An 18851-nucleotide genomic window follows, 5' to 3' on the forward strand; every position below is an offset into this window, starting at 1 on the left:
TTTCCGGAGTCTTTTTTAGTAGCTGCGTGTCAATAATTGAGTCGCAACATTTGTTAAAATCATTTTACTATCGCAATCAGGAAGTTGCTGTATTTCTTTAATTGCTTTGTGGGTCAATTTTTCTGCAAAGGCGAGTGCGCCAGAGATACCATCAAACTCTGCAACATAAGCAGCCAATTGCATGAGTTCTTTTTTCGATAACTGTTCAGGTGTCTCTAGATAAGGACGAATAATATCTGGTCGATTATCACGTGCAATTAATAATGGTAGGGTAAATATGCCCTGCTGTACATCTGTTAGAATCGGTTTTTGTTCATCACCTAATTCAATCGAAAAGTTTAAGATATCATCATAGATCTGAAAGGCAAGACCAATAGAAGATCCGATCCGTTTTGCCCGCGCTTGGATTTTTTTATCACTTCCACCAAAATAAGCACCTTCATGACAACTTAAACGAATCAATTCAGCTGTTTTACCATTAATATTTCGGAGATATTCACAAAGCGTTTGGTCAGGATGGAAGGCACATGACATTTGTGTCAATTCACCTTGTAATATTTTTTTCATTGCCCGAGCATTTTTTAATAAAAAGGGTGTATTACTCATTGACTCAGCTAACAATTCAAAATAACTAGTATACATAAAATCGCCAGTGTAAACTGCGACATCTTTACCAAAACGAGATTGAATAGATGGCATCCCACGACGTGTGTCAGCATCGTCAATAATATCATCATGAACTAAGGTTGCAGAATGCAGTAATTCCAATGAAGCGGCAATTTTTATTAATTGATCCGGCTCTTTTTTATTGCCAAAATCAGCGAAAAGAAAGAAGAGAGCCGGACGAATCATCTTTCCTCCTGTAGAAGAAAATTTTGTGATGGCCTCTTCGATCGATTGATTATTAATAACAAGTCTTTGTGAAATTAATTCTTTTACTTTGATTAAATTTTTCTGTAATTCGGGGTAGTCATTCCAGTAGTCTAACATAGGTGCTCCTTTTAACAACGTTTTCAATACTATTTTATCGTATGCTCCACAGAATGACTACTAGAATGCTTCATTAATATTTAGTGAGAGAAAACACATGGCTAATAAGCAAATCTTTTGAACTAAACCTATAAAAATAGCATAATGGATATTGAAAAGAAAATATGAGAAAGTTGGGTGAAATGAGTTTAACCGTTTTCTTGGAACTTGTGGAGTTTAAAGCGAAAACCGCAAGCGTCCTGCCTTTTTTTATTGGGATTTGTTTTAGCCTCTATAACTTTCACAAACTTCATTTAGGATTAGTTTTGTTGTTTTTCGTGGCTATGTTTATTTTTAATATGGCAGTAGACATTCTAGATAATTATAATGACTATCATCATGCGACAGAGATTCATGATTACCGAGAGAAAACCAATATCATTGGACGTGAAAAGATCGATTTAAAATTAGTCTTTAACTTAATGGTAGGAATGATCGTTGTTTCCGCTTTGATTGGAATTGGTCTGACATTTGTTGTTGGCTGGCCATTTTTATTGATGGGGTTATTTTGTTATGGTGTGGGTATTTTTTATTCATCAGGTCCCAAACCATTATCTAGCTTGCCGCTTGGCGAAATTTTTTCAGGATTGACTATGGGGGTTATGATTACTTGTTTGTGTGTTTACCTGAATGCATTTGAGGTGTTTCAATGGAATTTTAGAACGTTGAGTGAAATATTCCTGATTTCTTTACCGAATACATTGTGGATCGCAAACTTGATGTTGGCGAACAATATCTGTGATTTAGAAGAAGACGAAAAAAATGAACGCTTTACATTGGTCCATTATTTGGGGAAACAAGCTGCGATTGATCTATTTATTGGTCTGAATGTAGCTGCTTTTATGGCTGTGATTTTAGCAGTATTGATTGGGATCGCCCCCTGGACGATGTTAGGGACTTTTTTTGTGGCGCCATTTATTTTCAAACAAGTCCTTTTGTTTTTAGAGAAACAAATCAAACGAGAAACATTTATTTGCGCCGTACGAATATTGGCGGTCGGTGCGGTTGCTCAAGTGATTAGTTTTGCTATTATCTTTTTATTTTAAAAATTTATTCATTATTAATATTAGTAGGCTTACAAAAAGCCATGGATGTATTAGGAGGAGAAAGAAATGAAAGAAATCGTTATTCTAGGTGCAGGATACGCAGGCTTACGCGCGTTGCACGTATTACAAAAATCAGCAGCAGATATCCATATTACTTTAGTAGATCGAAATGATTATCACTATGAAGCAACTAGTCTGCATGAAGTAGCAGCAGGTACGCAACCTGATGAAAAAATTTGTTATAAAATCAAAGATGTCATCAATCCAAATAAAACCGTTTTTGTTCAAGATACGGTTGAAAAAATTGATGCAGATAAAAAAGAAGTATATTTAGAAAATCAAAAATTGTCTTACGATTATTTAATCGTTGGTTTGGGCTTCCAATCAGAATCATTTGGGATTCCAGGAGTAAAAGAAAATGCCTTAGAAATGGTTGATGTCAAAACAGCGGATCAAGTCCATAAACATATCATCGAACAAATGAAGAAATATAAAGAAACCAAAGACGAAGAATATCTTCGAATCGTTGTGTGTGGTGCTGGCTTTACTGGAATTGAGTTAGTGGGAGCATTTGTCGAAGGAAGCAAAAAATTTGCGGATCTTGCAGGCGTGAAACCCGAAGATATCCAAATCTATTGTGTTGAAGCAGTCGATAAAATTTTGCCAATGTTTAGCGATAAGCTAGGACAATATTGCTTGAAATATCTTAAAAAATGGGATGTTAAATTATTAACTGGTAAACCAATCAAAAAAGTTGAACCAGGTGCTGTCATTTATCAAAATTCAAAAGACAATGAAAATGACTTAGTTGCTCTTAAAGCGAAAACGATCGTTTGGACAACTGGTGTCAGCGGCAGTAAAGTTATTGGAGATTCAGGTTTTGAGGAACGTCGTGGTCGTGTAATGGTAAAACCAAACTTGACAGATCCAAATCACGATGATGTGTATCTTTTAGGTGATGTGTCAGCAGTAATGGATCCTTCAAGCAACCGTCCTTATCCAACAACTGCCCAAATCGCTTTAACGATGGGTTCATATGCTGCGAAAGATATTCTGAATCAGCTTAAAGGCCAACCATCTGATCCATTCTCATTTAAATCTTTAGGGTCAGTTGCTTCTATTGGAAATACACATGCCTTTGGTGTCGTAGGAAAAACTGAAGTGACCGCTTATCCAGCTTCATTTATAAAAAAAGCGATCATGGATCGTTCATTGTTTGAAACAGGCGGTATCAAAGAAGTTTTAGCGAAAGGCCGTTTTGATTTCTATCATTAAGCCGAATGAAAACACTCGCAAGTAGTTGCGAGTGTTTTTTACTGAGTGTTTTTGAAAGAAAAGAAGACGAAGGTATCGATAAGTGAAACGCGGTATTTTATTAGTGAACTTAGGAACTCCAGAGAGCCCAACACCTGCAGCGGTAAAAAGTTATTTAGCTGAATTTTTATCTGATCGTCGGGTGATCACTTGGCCAAGGCTGATCTGGCTGCCGATTTTACATGGGATCGTTTTGAATGTCCGCCCCAAAAAGTCAGCAATACTGTATTCAAAAATTTGGCAAACAGAAGGCTCGCCACTATGGATATATACAAAAAAACAAGCGGAATTGTTGCAAGAAAGAATGCCTGATACACTCGTGCGTTTTGCTATGACCTACGGAAAGCAAAAAATTGATGAAACAATTTTAGAGATGAAAACAGCAGGGATGACTGAACTGTTTGTTCTTCCAATGTATCCACAATATTCAGAGACGACCGTCGCACCGATTTGCGATCAAATCGCTCAAGTATATAGACACTCAGCAGATATTCCGCATCTAAAGATATCTAGTTCGTTCTATGAACGTGCTGAATATATATTATTGCTTTCTACCTATATTAAGAAAAAACTGGCTCAACAAAAATATGATATGATTCTTTTTTCTTATCATGGTGTCCCAGCCTCTACAATTGAACGCGGTGATCCATATGAAGAGCAATGTCAGATCACTACGAAGAAAGTGATGGGGAAAGTCGGAGATTTTCCTTATACTCATACTTACCAATCTAAGTTCGGTCCAAGCCAATGGTTAACACCGATGACTTGTGAAACACTGAAAGCTTTTCCGAGCCAAGATATAAAAAGTGTTTTAGTTATTACGCCGGTTTTTGTAGCAGACTGTCTAGAAACGATTGAAGAAATCGACGAAGAAAATCGAAACTATTTTATTGAAAATGGGGGAGAGTGCTTCGACTATATCCGACCCTTTAATGAAGATACAGCTTTTACTGATGTTCTACATTCAATTGTAAATGCAAACAAATAAATTTATTTATTTTGTATAATGAAAAACGTGCACCTCAGCAGATACACGTTTTTTTTATTATGCGAAATAATTGATTCCCATAGCTTGTTTAACTTCTTTTAAGGTCTCAGCAGCGACGACTTGCGCCTTTTCACTGCCTTCTTTTAACATTTTCATGATAGCTTCTGGATTCTTGGCTAATTCTTCTCTACGAGCACGAATCGGGCCAAATTCAGCTTCCAAAACTTCAATCAAGTAACGTTTAATTTTTACATCACCAAGTCCGCCGCGGCGATAGTGTTCTTTCAGTTCTGCAATTTTTTCTTTGTCCGTTCCGAATACATCGAGATAAGTGAAGACCATGTTGCCTTCCACTTGGCCAGGATCTTCGACATGAATATGGTTCGGATCGGTATACATACTCATGACTTTTTTAGCCAAGACATCGGCAGGATCAGCAATGTAAATTCCGTTGCCTAAAGATTTACTCATTTTTCCGTTGCCGTCGATACCAGGTAAACGGCCCATTCCTTTTTCAGGGAAAACGCCTTTTGGTTCGACTAATACGTCTCCATAAGTGTGATTGAAACTTTGAACGATTTCCTGTGTTTGTTCTAACATTGGTTTTTGATCTTCGCCCACTGGAACAAGGTTAGCCTTAAAAGCCGTGATGTCTGATGCTTGTGAGACTGGATAAATGAAGAAGCCTGTCGGTACACTTTCACCAAATTTCTTTTGTTCGATTTCCGATTTAACAGTCGGGTTACGACGTACACGCCCAACGCTAACTAAGTTTAAATAATACATTGTTAGTTCAGCTAGTTCGGGAATTTGTGATTGGATGAAAAGTGTGGAACGTTTTGGATCTAATCCAACCGCTAAATAATCTAACGCTACTTGTAAAACGTTCGAAGAAACTTTCTCAGGATTTTTAGCGTTGTCTGTTAAAGCTTGCATATCTGCAATCATAATAAATAATTTATTGTCCGGATCTTCTTGCATCCGCACACGATTTTTTAGGGAGCCTACATAATGTCCTAAATGTAGTTGTCCAGTTGGACGATCTCCGGTCAAAATAATATTTTCCATTAACTCACCTTTTCATTAAAATTTCTTTCAATAGTCTCTTCAAATACTACCTTTTTTTTACAAAACTGACAACTCTTATCGTGATCTTTTCCGTTTGCTAATTTAAAGCAAATGTTAAAAAAACTCACATCAAAATGAAAGAAATTTAGAATTTTTTTGATGACATAAGTTTTTTTTCTTTACAACCTAGAAAATCATCGCTTATAATTAAACTCTGATTGGAAAAATTAGAAAATGATAAGGATAAAAGGGGTGGTAAGACATGCCAATGGTTGAATTTAAGCATGTAGAAAAATACTATGGGAAGTTTCATGCCTTAAAAAACATAGACTTAACTTTCGAAAAAGGGGAAGTTGTTGTAGTGATTGGGCCTTCTGGTTCTGGAAAGAGCACCATGTTACGCTGTATCAATGGTTTGGAAGATATCACTTCAGGTCAGTTATTAGTCAATGATAAAGACCTACATAGTAAAGAGGTTAAATTAAAAGATATTAGAAAAAATATTGGAATGGTTTTCCAGCATTTTAATCTTTACCCAAACAAGACAGCGTTAGAAAATATCACGTTAGCACCGATCAAAGTTTTAAAACAATCATCAGAAGATGCGGTAAAAACAGCGGAGAAATTGCTTAATCGAGTAGATATGCTGGATAAAAAAGATTCTTATCCTTCTATGCTATCAGGAGGACAACAACAACGGATCGCCATCGCTCGAGGATTAGCTATGAATCCTGATTTACTGCTATTTGATGAGCCGACATCTGCGTTAGACCCAGAAATGATCGGTGATGTTTTGAACGTAATGAAAAAAATTGCACGTGATGGCATGTCGATGATCGTCGTGACACACGAAATGGGCTTTGCTAAAGAAGTAGCAGATCGAATTATTTTTATGGCTGACGGACAAGTATTAGAGGATACTAGAGATGTGAAAGGTTTCTTTGAAAAACCACAAGAAGAGCGAGCACAACAATTCGTCAGCAAAGTAATCAATCATTAGGAGGCGTCATATGGCTAAACTAAAAAAAATCGTCTCCTTTTTAACCCTCGCACTACTTGTGGGAATTGTTTTATCAGGCTGTAAAGGAGAAAGTGTGGCGGATAAAAATATTGCTACGCGGATAAAAAACGATCCCGTTATTACATGGGGAGTAAAATATGATACACGTTTATTTGGAATGATGAATGTCAAAACACGTGAAGTGGAAGGTTTTGATATCGATATTGCAAAAGCGATCACTAAAGAAATTTTAGGGAAAGATGGCAAAGCCGAGTTTGTTGAAGTGACTTCCAAAACACGGATTCCGTTACTGAAAAATGGAAATATCGATGCCATCATTGCAACGATGACGATCACAGAAGAACGTAAAGAACAAGTTGATTTTTCAGATATCTATTTTGATGCCGGACAATCATTGCTAGTCAAAAAAGGTAGTCCAATCAAAAGCGTCAAAGATTTGACGAGTAAAGATACTGTGCTTGCAGTTAAAGGTTCAACATCAACGATCAATATTCGTAAGTATGCTCCTGAAGCAAAAATTCTTGAGTTAGAGAACTATGCAGAAGCTTTTACAGCATTACAGTCAGGCCAAGGACAAGCAATGACGACTGATAATGCCATCTTATTAGGGATGGCTGCTGAAAATAAAAATTACGAATTGACTGCTGGTACATTTACTAATGAGCCTTATGGGATTGCGATCAACAAAGGGCAAACAGATTTTACAGACGAAGTGAATAATGCCTTACGTAAAATGCATGACAACGGTACGTATGATAAAATTTTCGAAAAATGGTTCCCTAAAGATGCAGCAGGTAAAGCAGAGAAGGGGGCGCAGTTTTAATGGCACAATTATTTCAAACCTATTCAGCAGATTTCGCTAGTGGCTTTAAATATACTATTTATGCTAGTTTGCTAGCCTTGGTTTTTAGTTTATTGATTGGGACATTGATGGCAATTCTTCAATTGTCACATAACCGTATTATCAGAAATCTGGCTAAAGCGTATGTAGCCTTTTTCCGTAATATTCCATTACTGATCATTGTAATGTTCTTTTACGTGATTGCACCGATGTATTTTTATAGTTTTGATGGGTTTCAATCTGGAACAATCGGTTTAACAATCTATACGTCTGCATTTATTGCCGAAACAGTTCGTTCTGGAATCCAAACAGTCCCTAAAGGTCAATTAGAGGCTGGGATGTCTTCCGGCTTCTCTTATGCTGAAACAATGCGTTATATCGTATTGCCTCAGGCATTTAAAATCGTCGTTCCACCTTTAGGAAATCAATTTATCAATTTGATCAAAAATTCTTCGATCCTAGCGATGGTCGCGGGACTAGATTTGATGTATCAAGGAGATTTGATTGCTAGCAATACGTTTAATACCTTTGGTACGTATATCATCGTGGGCTGTTTCTATTTAATTTTAACGTTGCCGTTGTCTTATCTAATGAATTATCTAGATAAACATTGGTCGAAGGCGTAGAAAGGGAGGAATAAAATGGATATGAGTGGTGCTTTTTCATGGGTCAATATACGATTCCTTCTAGACGGTCTTTGGGTAACGGTCCAGGTCTCAGTTGTTTCGATTATCTTCAGTATGATTATTGGCGGTATGGCCGGAACGATTCGTTATAGCGGGATTCCGGTAGTTTCTAAAATCGTTGGGCTGATTGTTGATATCATCCGTAATTTGCCGTTACTTTTGATTATTTTTTTCACGTATTTTGCTTTACCGCAAATCGGGATCAAGTTAAATATTTTTTGGGCAGCAGTTGCGGCGTTAACGATTTTTGAATCAGCGATGCTTTCGGAGATTTTCCGAGCAGGGTTAAATGCTGTTCCTAAAGGACAAACTGAAGCGGGAATGTCTTCGGGCCTAACTTATGTACAGACTTTAGCAATTATCGTCTTTCCACAAGCATTTAAATCAATGCTTCCGGCTATTTTGAGTCAGCTGATTTCATTAATCAAAGACACATCATTAGCCGTGATCATCTCGTTACCAGAGTTGATGCACAATGCTAAAATCGTCTATGGTCAAAATACGAATTATGTCATTCCGATGTTTATTGCGATGACGGCTATGTACTTTATTGTTTGTTATCTATTGTCTGTTGTTTCTAATTTATTAGAAACTAGCAAATATAATTACTAAAAAAGAAGCGTCCAAGATGGGCGCTTCTTTTTCAGTCTTTTTCATCTTCAGTTTTTCGCTCAGTCTCTTTCATCGCAGGATCTTCATAGACTGCTCCAGCTTGAGTTTTACCTAATTTTTCTAATAATCCGGGTTCGTGATCTTCTTGAAGCGGCTCATTATTTTTTTCTGTTTCTTTTTCAGTTGCTTTTACTGCAGGATCTTGGTGACGATCTCCGGCAGAGGCCTTACCTAAATTCTCGGCGAGTTCTTTCTTATCCATCTTCATCCACCTTCCTTTTATTATTCTAAGTGTAGCATCCTTTTTGACTGCAACAAAAGGAAATGCTTCATTTAAATAAAGTTCTAGGGCTTGAAATATTCGCTCAAAAAGTGGAAAATAAGATAATACTTTGAAGGAGATAGGATGAGCGTTTTGTCAGATGAAAGACCAATTGGATTTATTGATTCTGGTGTAGGCGGTTTGACTGTGGTCAAAGAAGCTATGCGCCAATTACCGAATGAAGAAATTATTTATTTAGGGGATACTGCCCGTTGTCCGTATGGGCCACGGCCTGCAGAACAAGTTATTGAGTTCACATGGCAAATGACTCGTTTTTTATTGAATAAAAATATCAAAATGCTCGTCATCGCATGCAATACCGCGACCGCTGTGGCATTAGAAGAAATAAAAGAAACCGTTGATATTCCTGTTATTGGTGTAATCCAACCTGGTTCACGTGCTGCATTAAAAGCGAGTAAAAATGGCCGTGTTGGAATCATCGGAACTTTAGGGACAATTAAAAGTGATTCGTATAGATTAGAGATTCAAGAAAAGGCGCCTGAAACACAAGTTGTTAGTTTGGCATGTCCTAAATTTGTACCGATCGTTGAGAGTAATCAATTTGCAAGTTCTGTAGCTAAAAAAGTGGTCTCTCATACGTTGGCTGCGCTAAAAAATAAAAAATTAGATACATTGGTTTTAGGTTGCACTCACTATCCTTTATTACGCCCTATTATCCATAATGTCATGGGGCCAGAGGTTACTTTAATCGATTCGGGTGCAGAAACGGTTAGCGATGTCAGTGCGTTATTAGATTATTTTGATTTGAATAATTTAAATCGTTCTACTAAAAAGAATCACCAGTTTTTTACAACAGGTTCACCAAAAATGTTTAAAGATATTGCCAGTGAATGGTTGACGATTGATAATTTAAACGTTACTCACATTGAATTAGGAGGAAAATAATTTGCGACATGACGGAAGAACGGTCCGACAATTGAGACCAATAAAAATTGAAACCAATGTTTTTAAACATCCAGAAGGTTCTGTAGTGATTTCATTTGGCGATACCAAAGTAATTTGCTCTGCAACTCTGGAAGATTCTGTTCCACCATTTCTTCGAGGAAGCGAAACAGGATGGGTAACCGCAGAATACAGTATGCTGCCACGAGCGACTAATACTCGCAATCGACGAGAGAGCGCCAAAGGAAAGTTAACTGGACGTACGATGGAAATCCAACGTCTGATCGGTCGTTCTTTAAGAGCGGTCATTGATTTAGAAAAATTAGGTGAACGTAGTATTATTGTAGATTGTGATGTGATCCAGGCAGATGGCGGCACTAGAACTGCCAGTATCACTGGTGGATTCGTTGCCTTACGTTTGGCTGTCAATAAATTATTAGCAAGCGGTGAATTAAAAGAAGATCCAATCAAAGAACACCTTGCCGCTATTAGCGTAGGGATTTTGCCTGATGGAACAGTAGTAACTGATTTGGATTATAAAGAAGATTCTTCAGCAGCGGTGGACATGAATCTGGTTATGACGGAATCAGGCCGTTTTGTGGAAATCCAAGGAACAGGTGAAGAAGCAACTTTTGATGATACCGAATTAAATTCTTTGATTTTATATGGAAAAACAGCAGTCGAAGAACTAGTTGCTCATCAAAAAGAAGCATTATTCGATGAAGTTGAAACCGAAGAAAAAACGATTGTGATTGCAACAAGAAATCCAGGCAAAGCTAAAGAATTTGCTGCTCTATTTGGCAAGGAAGGCTATCGGACAAAGACACTTTTAGATTACCCTGAATTACCAGATGTGGAAGAGACGGGAACAACTTTTGAAGAAAATGCTCGTTTAAAAGCAGAAACAATTGCTCAAATTTTACAACAACCTGTTTTGGCAGATGATTCTGGTTTAGCCGTAGATGCGCTGAATGGAATGCCAGGAATTTTCTCAGCTCGTTTTGCTGGGGAACGTAAAAGCGATGCGGCAAATAATGCAAAATTATTACATGAGCTGACTGATGTTCCTGATGAAAAACGAACAGCTCATTTCCATTGCACCTTGGTTTTTGCTGCACCTCAAAAAGAAAGTCTAGTTGTTGAAGCTGATTGGAATGGTCGTATTGGTCGTATCCCACAAGGTGAAAATGGTTTTGGTTACGATCCATTGTTCATCGTATCTGACTCTAATAAGACATCGGCTGAATTAAACAATGACGAAAAAAATGCGATTAGTCATCGCGGGATGGCCGTTCAAAAATTAGAAAAAGTTTGGAAAAATTGGTTGGAGGATAACGCATGAAGTATTTAGTAGTTAGTGACAATCATGGAGACCGCAATATCTTAGTAGAAATCGTGAATCGCTATGTTGGAATGGTCGATCATATGTTTCATTGCGGTGATTCTGAATTGAAAGTAAATGATGAATTGTGGGAACATTTTACCGTTGTTACAGGAAACTGCGACTATGATCCTGAATACAAAAAAGAACAAATCGTAACGATAGGTAATGATGTGATCTATATGACACATGGACACCTATCAAATGTTCGATTTGGTTTAACCATGCTGTCTGTTCAAGCTCAAGAAGCAGGAGCAAATATCGCATTATTTGGGCATATCCATCAAGCAGTTGCTGAAATGGATAAACACATCTTATTTGTTAATCCTGGGAGTATCTCGCAGCCTCGTGGTCCAATTCAAATACCAAGTTATGCGATTATCGAAAGTGATGAAGAAGGTTATCAAGTAGCTTATTATAATCGTGCTCACCAACCAATCGAGGAATTAGTTGCGAGTTTTAAACGATAGTTGATAATTTTTATTAAATATTTGAATAATAAGCGTTTTCTATAAGCTATTAAGCTAAAATGAAAGGGTAGAAAGATAGATGGAGGCGTTATATGATTAGTCCGGCCCTTGAACAATTGATGAAAGAACATGAAGATACAATGGTCATTCCCGGGGAAAATGTTGCTACTGTAATGAAAGAACATCCATTGGAACATGCATTACTGCTTTTATCACAAGCTGGGTACTCAACGATTCCAGTTCTAGATAGAGAAGATCATTTTGTAGGTTTACTAAGTTTAAACGATATCGTAAAAAAAATGTTAGGTATAACAGGAATCGATACGGCTAACTTAGATCAATTGACCGTAGCAGATGTCATGAAAACGGATGTGGCAATTATGCGTCCAGATGCAGAGTTAGAAGATGTGTTACATCTATTAGTTGATTCAGCTTTTTTACCAGTCTTAGATGCTGATGGGAAATTCTGCGGGATCGTCACCAGAAGAGAAATTTTAAAAGCTGTCAATTATACTTTCCATGTGTTTGATCGTAAAAATCTGGAAAAGAAAGTAATTGTTCATGCAAATGCTAACACACCGAACTAAAAAGACCATTATTGGTCTTTTTTTCTAGTTTGATCTACTCAGTGACAGAATGTTTGACACTGAAAAGAAAGCGTGCTAATTTTAAAAAGTGTTAAATTGAAACGATTACGATTGAGCTCGGTTAGAAAACTAAACGAGGTGTAAGATGGCAAAAAAATCTAAAATTGTAAAAATGCAAAAGCAGCAAGAATTAATCGAACGTTACGCTGAACAGCGGTCAGAGTTAAAAGCAGCCGGTGATTTTGAAGGAGTGGCAAAACTTCCCCGTGATTCGAATCCTAATCGTCTGAAATATCGTGACCAAACTGACGGTCGTCCAAGAGGATATATGAGAAAATTTGGACTATCACGAATCAAGTTTCGCGAATTAGCTCACAAAGGTCAAATCCCTGGTGTGAAAAAAGCAAGCTGGTAAAAATAAAAAGAAACAGCAAACATTTAAGTGTTTGCTGTTTCTTTTTATTTACCGATCACAATCGGGTCATTAGGAATAGAATAGCCATTTTCGTTCAATGTTTTCACATAAGCAGCTAAAAACTCTTCTTGTAATTTATATTGTTTACCGTTAGTCACATACATGATCGTACGAATAGCATAATTGCTGTTTCCTAGATCAACCATTCCAAATAAATCAGGGCCATCGAAAATTTCTTCTTTGAATTCTTTTGCTAAACGTTGATTAGCATCTTCGATCAATTGACTTATTTTTTCGTATCCTTCATTTGGTTGAATGCGGATATCGACTTTTACTTGCATGTGTGCACGGGACAGGTTACTGATAGTAGTGATATTACGGTTAGGAATGAAGTGGACCGTTCCGTCAGCAGCTTTCATTTGAAGCATTCTGATTCCGACGGAGGTCACGGTACCTTCGATTTGTAGGTTGACTAAACGAATATAATCACCCACATCGATTTGTTGTTCCATAATAATGAAAAAACCGGTGATGATATCATTGGTCAATCCTTGAGCACCAAGACCGATTGCAATTCCAGCGATTCCAGCACCTGCTAATAAAGAACCAACTGGAATGCCTAAAGTATCTAAAATTGAATAGAGAAAAAAGAAAAAAACTGTATATGAAAAAATATTTAACGAAAGATCGTGGAGCGTTTCAATTCGAGTGGCATTATCAACCATTTTTTTCTTCTGGCGTTCAAATGATTGATTTAGTAAAAAGCCGCCGACCTTACGTACTAAATAAAATAGGACAAGAATTGCGATGATTGTTAGCCCTTTTTGTACCATAATAGAGAGGACTCGCTCCCAATCGATCGATTGCCAATATTTTTGCCAGGCAGAGATTTTTTGTGCTGTTTGATCTACTACATTGATCGTACTGGAATCGACAGTTTCAGCAGTTAATAAAAACATAAATGCCTCCTAATAAATTAATAGAAATAGTGTATCAATCTTTTGCTTTTCTGTCGATAAAAGCAGTAATAAAACAATTTACAGAAAATTGAAAAAAATCATGACTTTTATAGTAGAAAGTGATAGACTAACAAATAAATAAGAAGGAGATGATAGAATGGTGAATATAAAATGGGAAGAATTAGGATTTGAATATATTAAAACACCTTTCCGTTATATTTCTCATTGGAAGAATGGACAATGGGATGAAGGGCAATTAACAGAGGATAATATGATCACCATCAATGAAGGATCAACTAGTCTCCATTATGGACAAGAATGTTTTGAAGGATTAAAAGCTTACCGTCGAAAAGATGGAAAAATCAATTTGTTTCGACCAAATGAAAATGCTAAGCGTTTAAATAGAAGTGCACAGCGTTTACAAATGCCAGATGTTCCCGAAGAAATGTTTATTGATGCTGTGAAACAAGTAGTTGCTGCAAATGAAGAGTATGTACCACCTTATGGAACGGGAGCAACACTGTATTTACGTCCTTATTTAATCGGCGTAGGTCCGAACATTGGGGTAAATCCAGCACCAGAATATTTATTTAGTGTATTTTGCATGCCAGTAGGACCATACTTTAAAGGCGGATTGACACCAAGCAATTTTATTGTATCAGAATATGATCGTGCTGCGCCATTTGGTACTGGAGCTGCAAAAGTAGGCGGAAATTATGCTGCCAGTTTATTGCCAGGACAACATGCTCATGACCGTAATTTTTCTGATTGTATTTACTTAGATCCAGCAACACATACAAAGATTGAAGAAGTGGGTTCTGCTAATTTCTTTGGTATTACTCATGACAATCAATTTATCACACCTAAGTCGCCATCGATCCTGCCAAGTATCACTAAATATTCGTTGCTTTATTTAGCTCATGATCGATTTGGAATGGAAGCTATCGAAGGGGATGTACATCTAGCTGAATTGGATAAATTCGCTGAAGCTGGAGCTTGTGGAACGGCAGCCGTGATTTCACCAATTGCAGGCATCCAAAATGGTGATGATTTCCATGTCTTTTATAGTGAAACAGAGACTGGACCAGTAACCAGAAAATTGTATGAAGAATTAGTTGGTATTCAATTTGGTGATGTTGAAGCGCCCGAAGGTTGGGTTGTAGAAGTAGAGACTAAAGTTAAAAACTGATAAATTAGGCTATCAAAAAAACGTCGCAATAGCGGCGTTTTTTTTAAGCAGTGATTTCAATTTGATTATTTTCCGGTCCTAAAATACAACTTTCATAATACCCATCGCCTGTTGTTCGTGGACCGGAGATGATTTCGAATCCATCGTCAGCGAGACGCTGAGTTAGTTGGTCGACTGCTACTTTTGAGCCTAAAGAAAAAGCTAAGTGCGTGTAGCCAGTCAAAAATAGTACATCTTCTTTTTCAGTCATTTCAGGGCGAGACATTAGCTCTAATCTTGCACCATCTGAAAAAGTTAAGAAATATGTTCGTAATCCGGTTTTTAGATTATGGTAGGGTTGATTACTCGTAGCGTCAAAATAAGTTTCAAAAAAATGTTTATTCTTTTCTAAATCTTTCACGTATAATGCGACATGTTCGATTCTCATTAGCAACCTCCAAAAAAATAGTATGAATCCGGTATCATTTTAAGTTTAACACAAAAGAAAAAGGTGTGCGTTACTCAGCACACCTTTTAATAGTTAACTTAAATGCACACCTTTATCTACATAAATCACATCGCCAATAATCCCAGTTGCGAGCGGGCTCAATAGGAAGGCACAAGAATTTCCAACTTCTTCGATAGTAACAGAGACTTTATCCGGCGTTCTTTCTTCGGAAAGACTTAATAAAGATTGATAGTCTTTCACACCTGTGACAGCTAATGTTTTGATAGCTCCAGCAGAGATAGCATTTACACGAATGCCTTTTGGTGCTAACTCAGTTGCTAGGTAACGAACTTCAGCTTCTAATGCGGCTTTTGCGATTCCCATCATATTGTAGTTGGGAATTGAACGTTCAGACCCCATATAAGTCATTGTAACGATACTTCCGCCATCCTTCATTAAAGGTGCAGCATATTTCGAAACGGCTAATAATGAATACGCACTGATATCTTGTGCTAATTGGAAGCCGTCACGAGTAATCTCAGTAACGTTTCCAGATAATTCTTCTTTGTTGGCAAAGGCAATCGAATGAACCAATCCATCGACTGTTCCGAATTGTTCTTTGATCAAGCCAAAAGTTTCTTTGATTTTATCGTCACTTGCAACATCAAGTTCAAACATATGAGCATCTTCACCAACAAGTTTGACAAGGTTTTTTTTCATTCGTTCATTTTGATAAGTATAAATGATTTCGGCACCTTGAGCTGCAATCGCATTGGCACATCCCCAAGCAATACTTTTTTTATTCGCAACACCAGTTACGATAATTTTTTTTCCAGTTAAAATTGACATTAAATGACACGCTCCTAAACAATATATAAATAATATGCTATCATTATGTTGTAAAATGCTTTGATTGTCAAACTATTTTTTTCATACTTCTATTAACTCTTGATAATAGTCGTAGAATATGATAGTTTGATAATCAAATAAAATATTCATAGAGGTGTAAAATGGAAAAAATTATGAATGTCGAAGAAATTATGGCTGCGATTCCCAATCGTTTCCCCATTTACTATTTAGATGCAGTAACAGAATTCGAAGATGAAAAACACATCACCGCGATCAAAAATTTAACAATGAATGAAGACTTTTTCCAAGGTTATTTTCCAGGAGAACCAATCATGCCAGGAACATTGATCGTCGAAGCATTAGCGCAAGCAGGGTCATTATTGATTTTGAAATCCGCTGCTTTTGAAGGGAAAACGGCTTATATCGGCGGAATTAATAAAGCGAATTTCTTAGAATTCGTCCGTCCTGGTGATACATTATTTTTAAATTTTGATATTCAAAAAGTTAAAGGCCCCGTAGGAACAGCTAAAGCATGGGCGACAGTAGAGGATAAAACGGTAACAGAATGCGAATTTACTTTTATCGTTGGCGATAAAGAGCAGAAAAAATAAACATATATAAAAAGACAAACCTTGTCTTTACACAAGGTTTGTCTACAATTTGAAAACTTGCCGTGAGGCAAGTTTTTTTATTTAGGTTCTTGTAAGATTTTTATTTCAGTAACTTTGACAGGGTCGACTGGGGTAGATTTCTCACCAGAATCATTGGCCTTAACCTCGCCGCCAGCAATTTTATCAACTACGTCCATGCCTTCGATCACTTGACCAAATACAGTATAATCGCCATCTAGACTAGGCGCGCCGCCTTTTTTATAAGCATCGATGATTTTTTCAGGATAATATTGGATCGCTAGACCATCACTTACATCTTCATTATTAGTTACAATAAAGAATTGACTGCCATTGCTGTCGCGTGAACTTGCTCGTGCCATCGAAAGGGCACCGCGAATATTATAAAGTTGATTAGAAACCTCTGTTTTAAAGCCTTTTTTCCAGATACTTTCACCGCCAGTGCCATCGCCTTTAGGATCGCCACCTTGAATCATGAAGTCTTGGATTACACGATGGAAAGGGGTGTCTTTATAATAACCATCTTTCGCGTGTTTAACGAAATTTTCAACCGCTTTAGGAGCTTGCTTAGGGAAAAGTTTGATTTTTACGCTGCCTTCAGTAGTTACCATTTCTACTAGATATTCATCTTTTGAAACGTCTGTACTGAGCTGAGGTAAATCCAATTTATTTAAATCTACACTAGACTCCGTTGTTTTTGTACTGCTTTCTTTTGTGCTTGAAGTACTGTTGCTTGTGCCGCAAGCAGCTAGTAAGCCAACAGATAATGCCAAGCTTGCACCTATGATCAGTTTTTTGAATTGCATACATTTCTCCTTTAAAAAGTTTGTCATCTCTAATATAATAACAAACTTTTAAATGAGTTCCTATGAAAAAAGCATGACTTTTGCTTCAAAAAAAGGTAAATCAAAACAAAAAAGGAGACCTAAAAGATCTCCTTAAGATAATAAATTTTTTATAGGTTCGCAAATTTTTCTAACAAGCGAATCATTTGGCAAGTAAATCCATATTCGTTATCATACCAAGCTACTGTTTTAACTAATTGATAATCTCCGGCAGAAGTTACTTCTGTTTGAGTTGGATCGAAGATTGAACCTTGAGTCGTTCCGATCACGTCACCAGAAACGATTTCGCGATCATCATAACCAAATGACGGATTATCTACCGTATGTTTTTTGATTGCTTCATTGACTTGGTCGGCGGTTACTTTTGTTTTAAGAATTGAAACCAATTCAGTCAAAGAGCCGTCAACAACGGGAACACGTTGTGCATGTCCTTGTAATTTCCCTTGTAATTCTGGAATAACTAAGCCAATTGCTTTGGCAGCACCAGTTGAATGCGGAATCGTATTATCGGCAGCAGAACGAGCAGCACGTAGATTTCCACCTTTGACAGGTCCATCTAATAGCATTTGAGTTGAAGTATATGCATGGACGGTTGTCATAGTTCCAACTTCAATCCCAAATTCTTCATTTAAGAAATAGGCTAATGGCGCTAGGCAGTTTGTTGTACAAGAACCTGCAGAAATAATTTTATCATTTGAATCAAGAGTATCATCATTTACATTATAAACAATTGTTTTCATTTGTCCGGCAGGAGCAGAGATAACGACACGTTTAACACCTGCATCAATATGAGCTTGTGCTTTTTCTTCAGAAGTGTAAAAACCAGTACATTCTAAAACGATATCCACACCATTTTCTTTTACCCAAGGAATTTTACTTGCATCAGGTTCAGCGTAAACACGTGTGCTTTCACCATCAACAACGATTGAATCTTCTGTTGCAGTAACTGTACCAGGATAAGTACCGTGAGTTGAATCAAATTGTAATAATTGTGCCAACATTGTAGGGCTGGTCAAATCGTTGATTGCTACTACTTCGATGTCATCTGATACTTCTTTAATTCGACGGAAAGCTAAACGACCAATACGTCCGAATCCGTTAATACCTACTTTTACTGTCATAACCAAAAGTTCCTCCTTTTTTTATCAAGCAAAGAAATCTGCTTTACATTTTAATTGTGCAACGCTTCAATTTTTTTGTCAAAAGATATTACCTGATAAAATAAGGTGGTAAAAATAGTTTAAAAAAAGATAAGACTTCTATTTTTTTT

22 protein-coding genes are annotated in these 18851 nt (G+C 37.0%); 14 read left to right on the forward strand and 8 right to left on the reverse strand.

Translation table 11 applies throughout. The annotated features are described in order from the left end of the window. Positions 1 to 15: 15 nt before the first annotated feature. On the reverse strand, positions 16 to 990 hold the full coding sequence (locus ACKTSC_RS04665) for a polyprenyl synthetase family protein (protein WP_407856974.1): 975 nt from the start codon (positions 988 to 990) through the stop codon (positions 16 to 18). Positions 991 to 1172: 182 nt separating this feature from the next. On the opposite strand from ACKTSC_RS04665, the gene ACKTSC_RS04670 reads away from it, so the two are divergent. From ACKTSC_RS04670 to hemH, 3 genes are all read left to right on the forward strand, one after another. After that, complete coding sequence (locus ACKTSC_RS04670; protein ID WP_407856975.1) at positions 1173 to 2075, forward strand: prenyltransferase; 903 nt, start codon at positions 1173 to 1175, stop codon at positions 2073 to 2075. A gap of 66 nt (positions 2076 to 2141) precedes the next feature. Continuing rightward, positions 2142 to 3350, forward strand: a complete 1209-nt coding sequence (locus tag ACKTSC_RS04675) for an NAD(P)/FAD-dependent oxidoreductase (RefSeq protein ID WP_407856976.1) — start codon at positions 2142 to 2144, stop codon at positions 3348 to 3350. Between the two features lie 82 nt (positions 3351 to 3432). Then, positions 3433 to 4377, forward strand: coding sequence for a ferrochelatase (hemH, locus tag ACKTSC_RS04680; RefSeq protein ID WP_407856977.1), 945 nt, complete (start codon positions 3433 to 3435; stop codon positions 4375 to 4377). Between the two features lie 57 nt (positions 4378 to 4434). On the opposite strand, the gene trpS is transcribed toward hemH, so the two are convergent. Then, the gene (gene trpS, locus ACKTSC_RS04685; RefSeq protein ID WP_407856356.1) at positions 4435 to 5445 is read right to left on the reverse strand and encodes a tryptophan--tRNA ligase; all 1011 of its coding nucleotides are present in this window, start codon (positions 5443 to 5445) and stop codon (positions 4435 to 4437) included. Positions 5446 to 5707: 262 nt separating this feature from the next. Between trpS and ACKTSC_RS04690 the strand changes: the two genes are divergently transcribed. The 4 genes from ACKTSC_RS04690 to ACKTSC_RS04705 are packed head-to-tail and all read left to right on the forward strand — an operon-like array spanning position 5708 to position 8605. After that, complete coding sequence (locus ACKTSC_RS04690) at positions 5708 to 6445, forward strand: amino acid ABC transporter ATP-binding protein (RefSeq protein ID WP_332580504.1); 738 nt, start codon at positions 5708 to 5710, stop codon at positions 6443 to 6445. A gap of 10 nt (positions 6446 to 6455) precedes the next feature. After that, a complete protein-coding gene (locus ACKTSC_RS04695; protein WP_332580503.1) occupies positions 6456 to 7289 on the forward strand; it encodes a transporter substrate-binding domain-containing protein in 834 nt (277 codons plus the stop codon). Then, positions 7289 to 7933: an amino acid ABC transporter permease gene (locus ACKTSC_RS04700; RefSeq protein ID WP_332580502.1), complete on the forward strand. Its 645-nt coding sequence runs from the start codon at positions 7289 to 7291 to the stop codon at positions 7931 to 7933. The genes ACKTSC_RS04695 and ACKTSC_RS04700 overlap by 1 nt, the downstream gene beginning before the upstream one ends. A gap of 15 nt (positions 7934 to 7948) precedes the next feature. Then, positions 7949 to 8605, forward strand: a complete 657-nt coding sequence (locus ACKTSC_RS04705) for an amino acid ABC transporter permease (protein WP_407856978.1) — start codon at positions 7949 to 7951, stop codon at positions 8603 to 8605. Positions 8606 to 8636: 31 nt separating this feature from the next. Here ACKTSC_RS04705 and ACKTSC_RS04710 read toward each other — a convergent pair whose 3' ends face one another. Further along, a complete protein-coding gene (locus ACKTSC_RS04710) occupies positions 8637 to 8867 on the reverse strand; it encodes a hypothetical protein (RefSeq protein WP_407856979.1) in 231 nt (76 codons plus the stop codon). A 144-nt stretch (positions 8868 to 9011) separates the two neighbouring features. Between ACKTSC_RS04710 and racE the strand changes: the two genes are divergently transcribed. From racE to rpsN, 5 genes are all read left to right on the forward strand, one after another. After that, the gene (gene racE, locus ACKTSC_RS04715; protein WP_332580499.1) at positions 9012 to 9833 is read left to right on the forward strand and encodes a glutamate racemase; all 822 of its coding nucleotides are present in this window, start codon (positions 9012 to 9014) and stop codon (positions 9831 to 9833) included. Position 9834: 1 nt separating this feature from the next. Continuing rightward, positions 9835 to 11172 (forward strand): ribonuclease PH, encoded by a 1338-nt coding sequence (gene rph, locus ACKTSC_RS04720; protein WP_407856980.1) that lies wholly within the window; start codon positions 9835 to 9837, stop codon positions 11170 to 11172. After that, positions 11169 to 11681, forward strand: a complete 513-nt coding sequence (locus ACKTSC_RS04725; protein WP_332580497.1) for a metallophosphoesterase — start codon at positions 11169 to 11171, stop codon at positions 11679 to 11681. Before rph ends, ACKTSC_RS04725 begins: the two co-directional genes overlap by 4 nt. Positions 11682 to 11773: 92 nt before the next feature. Next, entirely contained in the window at positions 11774 to 12268 is a 495-nt protein-coding gene (gene cbpB, locus ACKTSC_RS04730) for a cyclic-di-AMP-binding protein CbpB (protein ID WP_407856981.1), read from the forward strand. 145 nt (positions 12269 to 12413) lie between these two features. Next, complete coding sequence (rpsN, locus tag ACKTSC_RS04735) at positions 12414 to 12683, forward strand: 30S ribosomal protein S14 (RefSeq protein WP_407856982.1); 270 nt, start codon at positions 12414 to 12416, stop codon at positions 12681 to 12683. A gap of 44 nt (positions 12684 to 12727) precedes the next feature. Here the strand turns inward: rpsN and ACKTSC_RS04740 are convergent, their stop codons facing one another. Beyond that, positions 12728 to 13642 carry a mechanosensitive ion channel family protein gene (locus ACKTSC_RS04740; RefSeq protein WP_407856983.1) on the reverse strand — a complete coding sequence of 305 codons (915 nt, stop codon included), beginning with the start codon at positions 13640 to 13642 and terminating at the stop codon, positions 12728 to 12730. 157 nt (positions 13643 to 13799) lie between these two features. Here ACKTSC_RS04740 and ACKTSC_RS04745 point away from each other — a divergent pair, with 157 nt between their 5' ends. Continuing rightward, on the forward strand, positions 13800 to 14831 hold the full coding sequence (locus tag ACKTSC_RS04745) for a branched-chain amino acid aminotransferase (protein WP_332580493.1): 1032 nt from the start codon (positions 13800 to 13802) through the stop codon (positions 14829 to 14831). A 43-nt stretch (positions 14832 to 14874) separates the two neighbouring features. Here ACKTSC_RS04745 and ACKTSC_RS04750 read toward each other — a convergent pair whose 3' ends face one another. Next, entirely contained in the window at positions 14875 to 15258 is a 384-nt protein-coding gene (locus tag ACKTSC_RS04750; protein WP_332580492.1) for a VOC family protein, read from the reverse strand. A 93-nt stretch (positions 15259 to 15351) separates the two neighbouring features. Then, on the reverse strand, positions 15352 to 16107 hold the full coding sequence (fabI, locus tag ACKTSC_RS04755; protein WP_407856984.1) for an enoyl-ACP reductase FabI: 756 nt from the start codon (positions 16105 to 16107) through the stop codon (positions 15352 to 15354). A 161-nt stretch (positions 16108 to 16268) separates the two neighbouring features. Between fabI and fabZ the strand changes: the two genes are divergently transcribed. Continuing rightward, positions 16269 to 16718 (forward strand): 3-hydroxyacyl-ACP dehydratase FabZ, encoded by a 450-nt coding sequence (gene fabZ, locus ACKTSC_RS04760; RefSeq protein WP_332580490.1) that lies wholly within the window; start codon positions 16269 to 16271, stop codon positions 16716 to 16718. A 77-nt stretch (positions 16719 to 16795) separates the two neighbouring features. Here fabZ and ACKTSC_RS04765 read toward each other — a convergent pair whose 3' ends face one another. Together ACKTSC_RS04765 and gap are read right to left on the reverse strand one after the other, a co-directional pair. After that, positions 16796 to 17542 (reverse strand): peptidylprolyl isomerase, encoded by a 747-nt coding sequence (locus tag ACKTSC_RS04765; protein WP_407856985.1) that lies wholly within the window; start codon positions 17540 to 17542, stop codon positions 16796 to 16798. 149 nt (positions 17543 to 17691) lie between these two features. Next, on the reverse strand, positions 17692 to 18702 hold the full coding sequence (gene gap / locus ACKTSC_RS04770; RefSeq protein ID WP_071856962.1) for a type I glyceraldehyde-3-phosphate dehydrogenase: 1011 nt from the start codon (positions 18700 to 18702) through the stop codon (positions 17692 to 17694). Positions 18703 to 18851 lie beyond the last annotated feature (149 nt).

It is taken from the genome of Enterococcus hailinensis (genome assembly GCF_045862035.1).
GTDB lineage: Bacteria > Bacillota > Bacilli > Lactobacillales > Enterococcaceae > Enterococcus_A > Enterococcus_A hailinensis.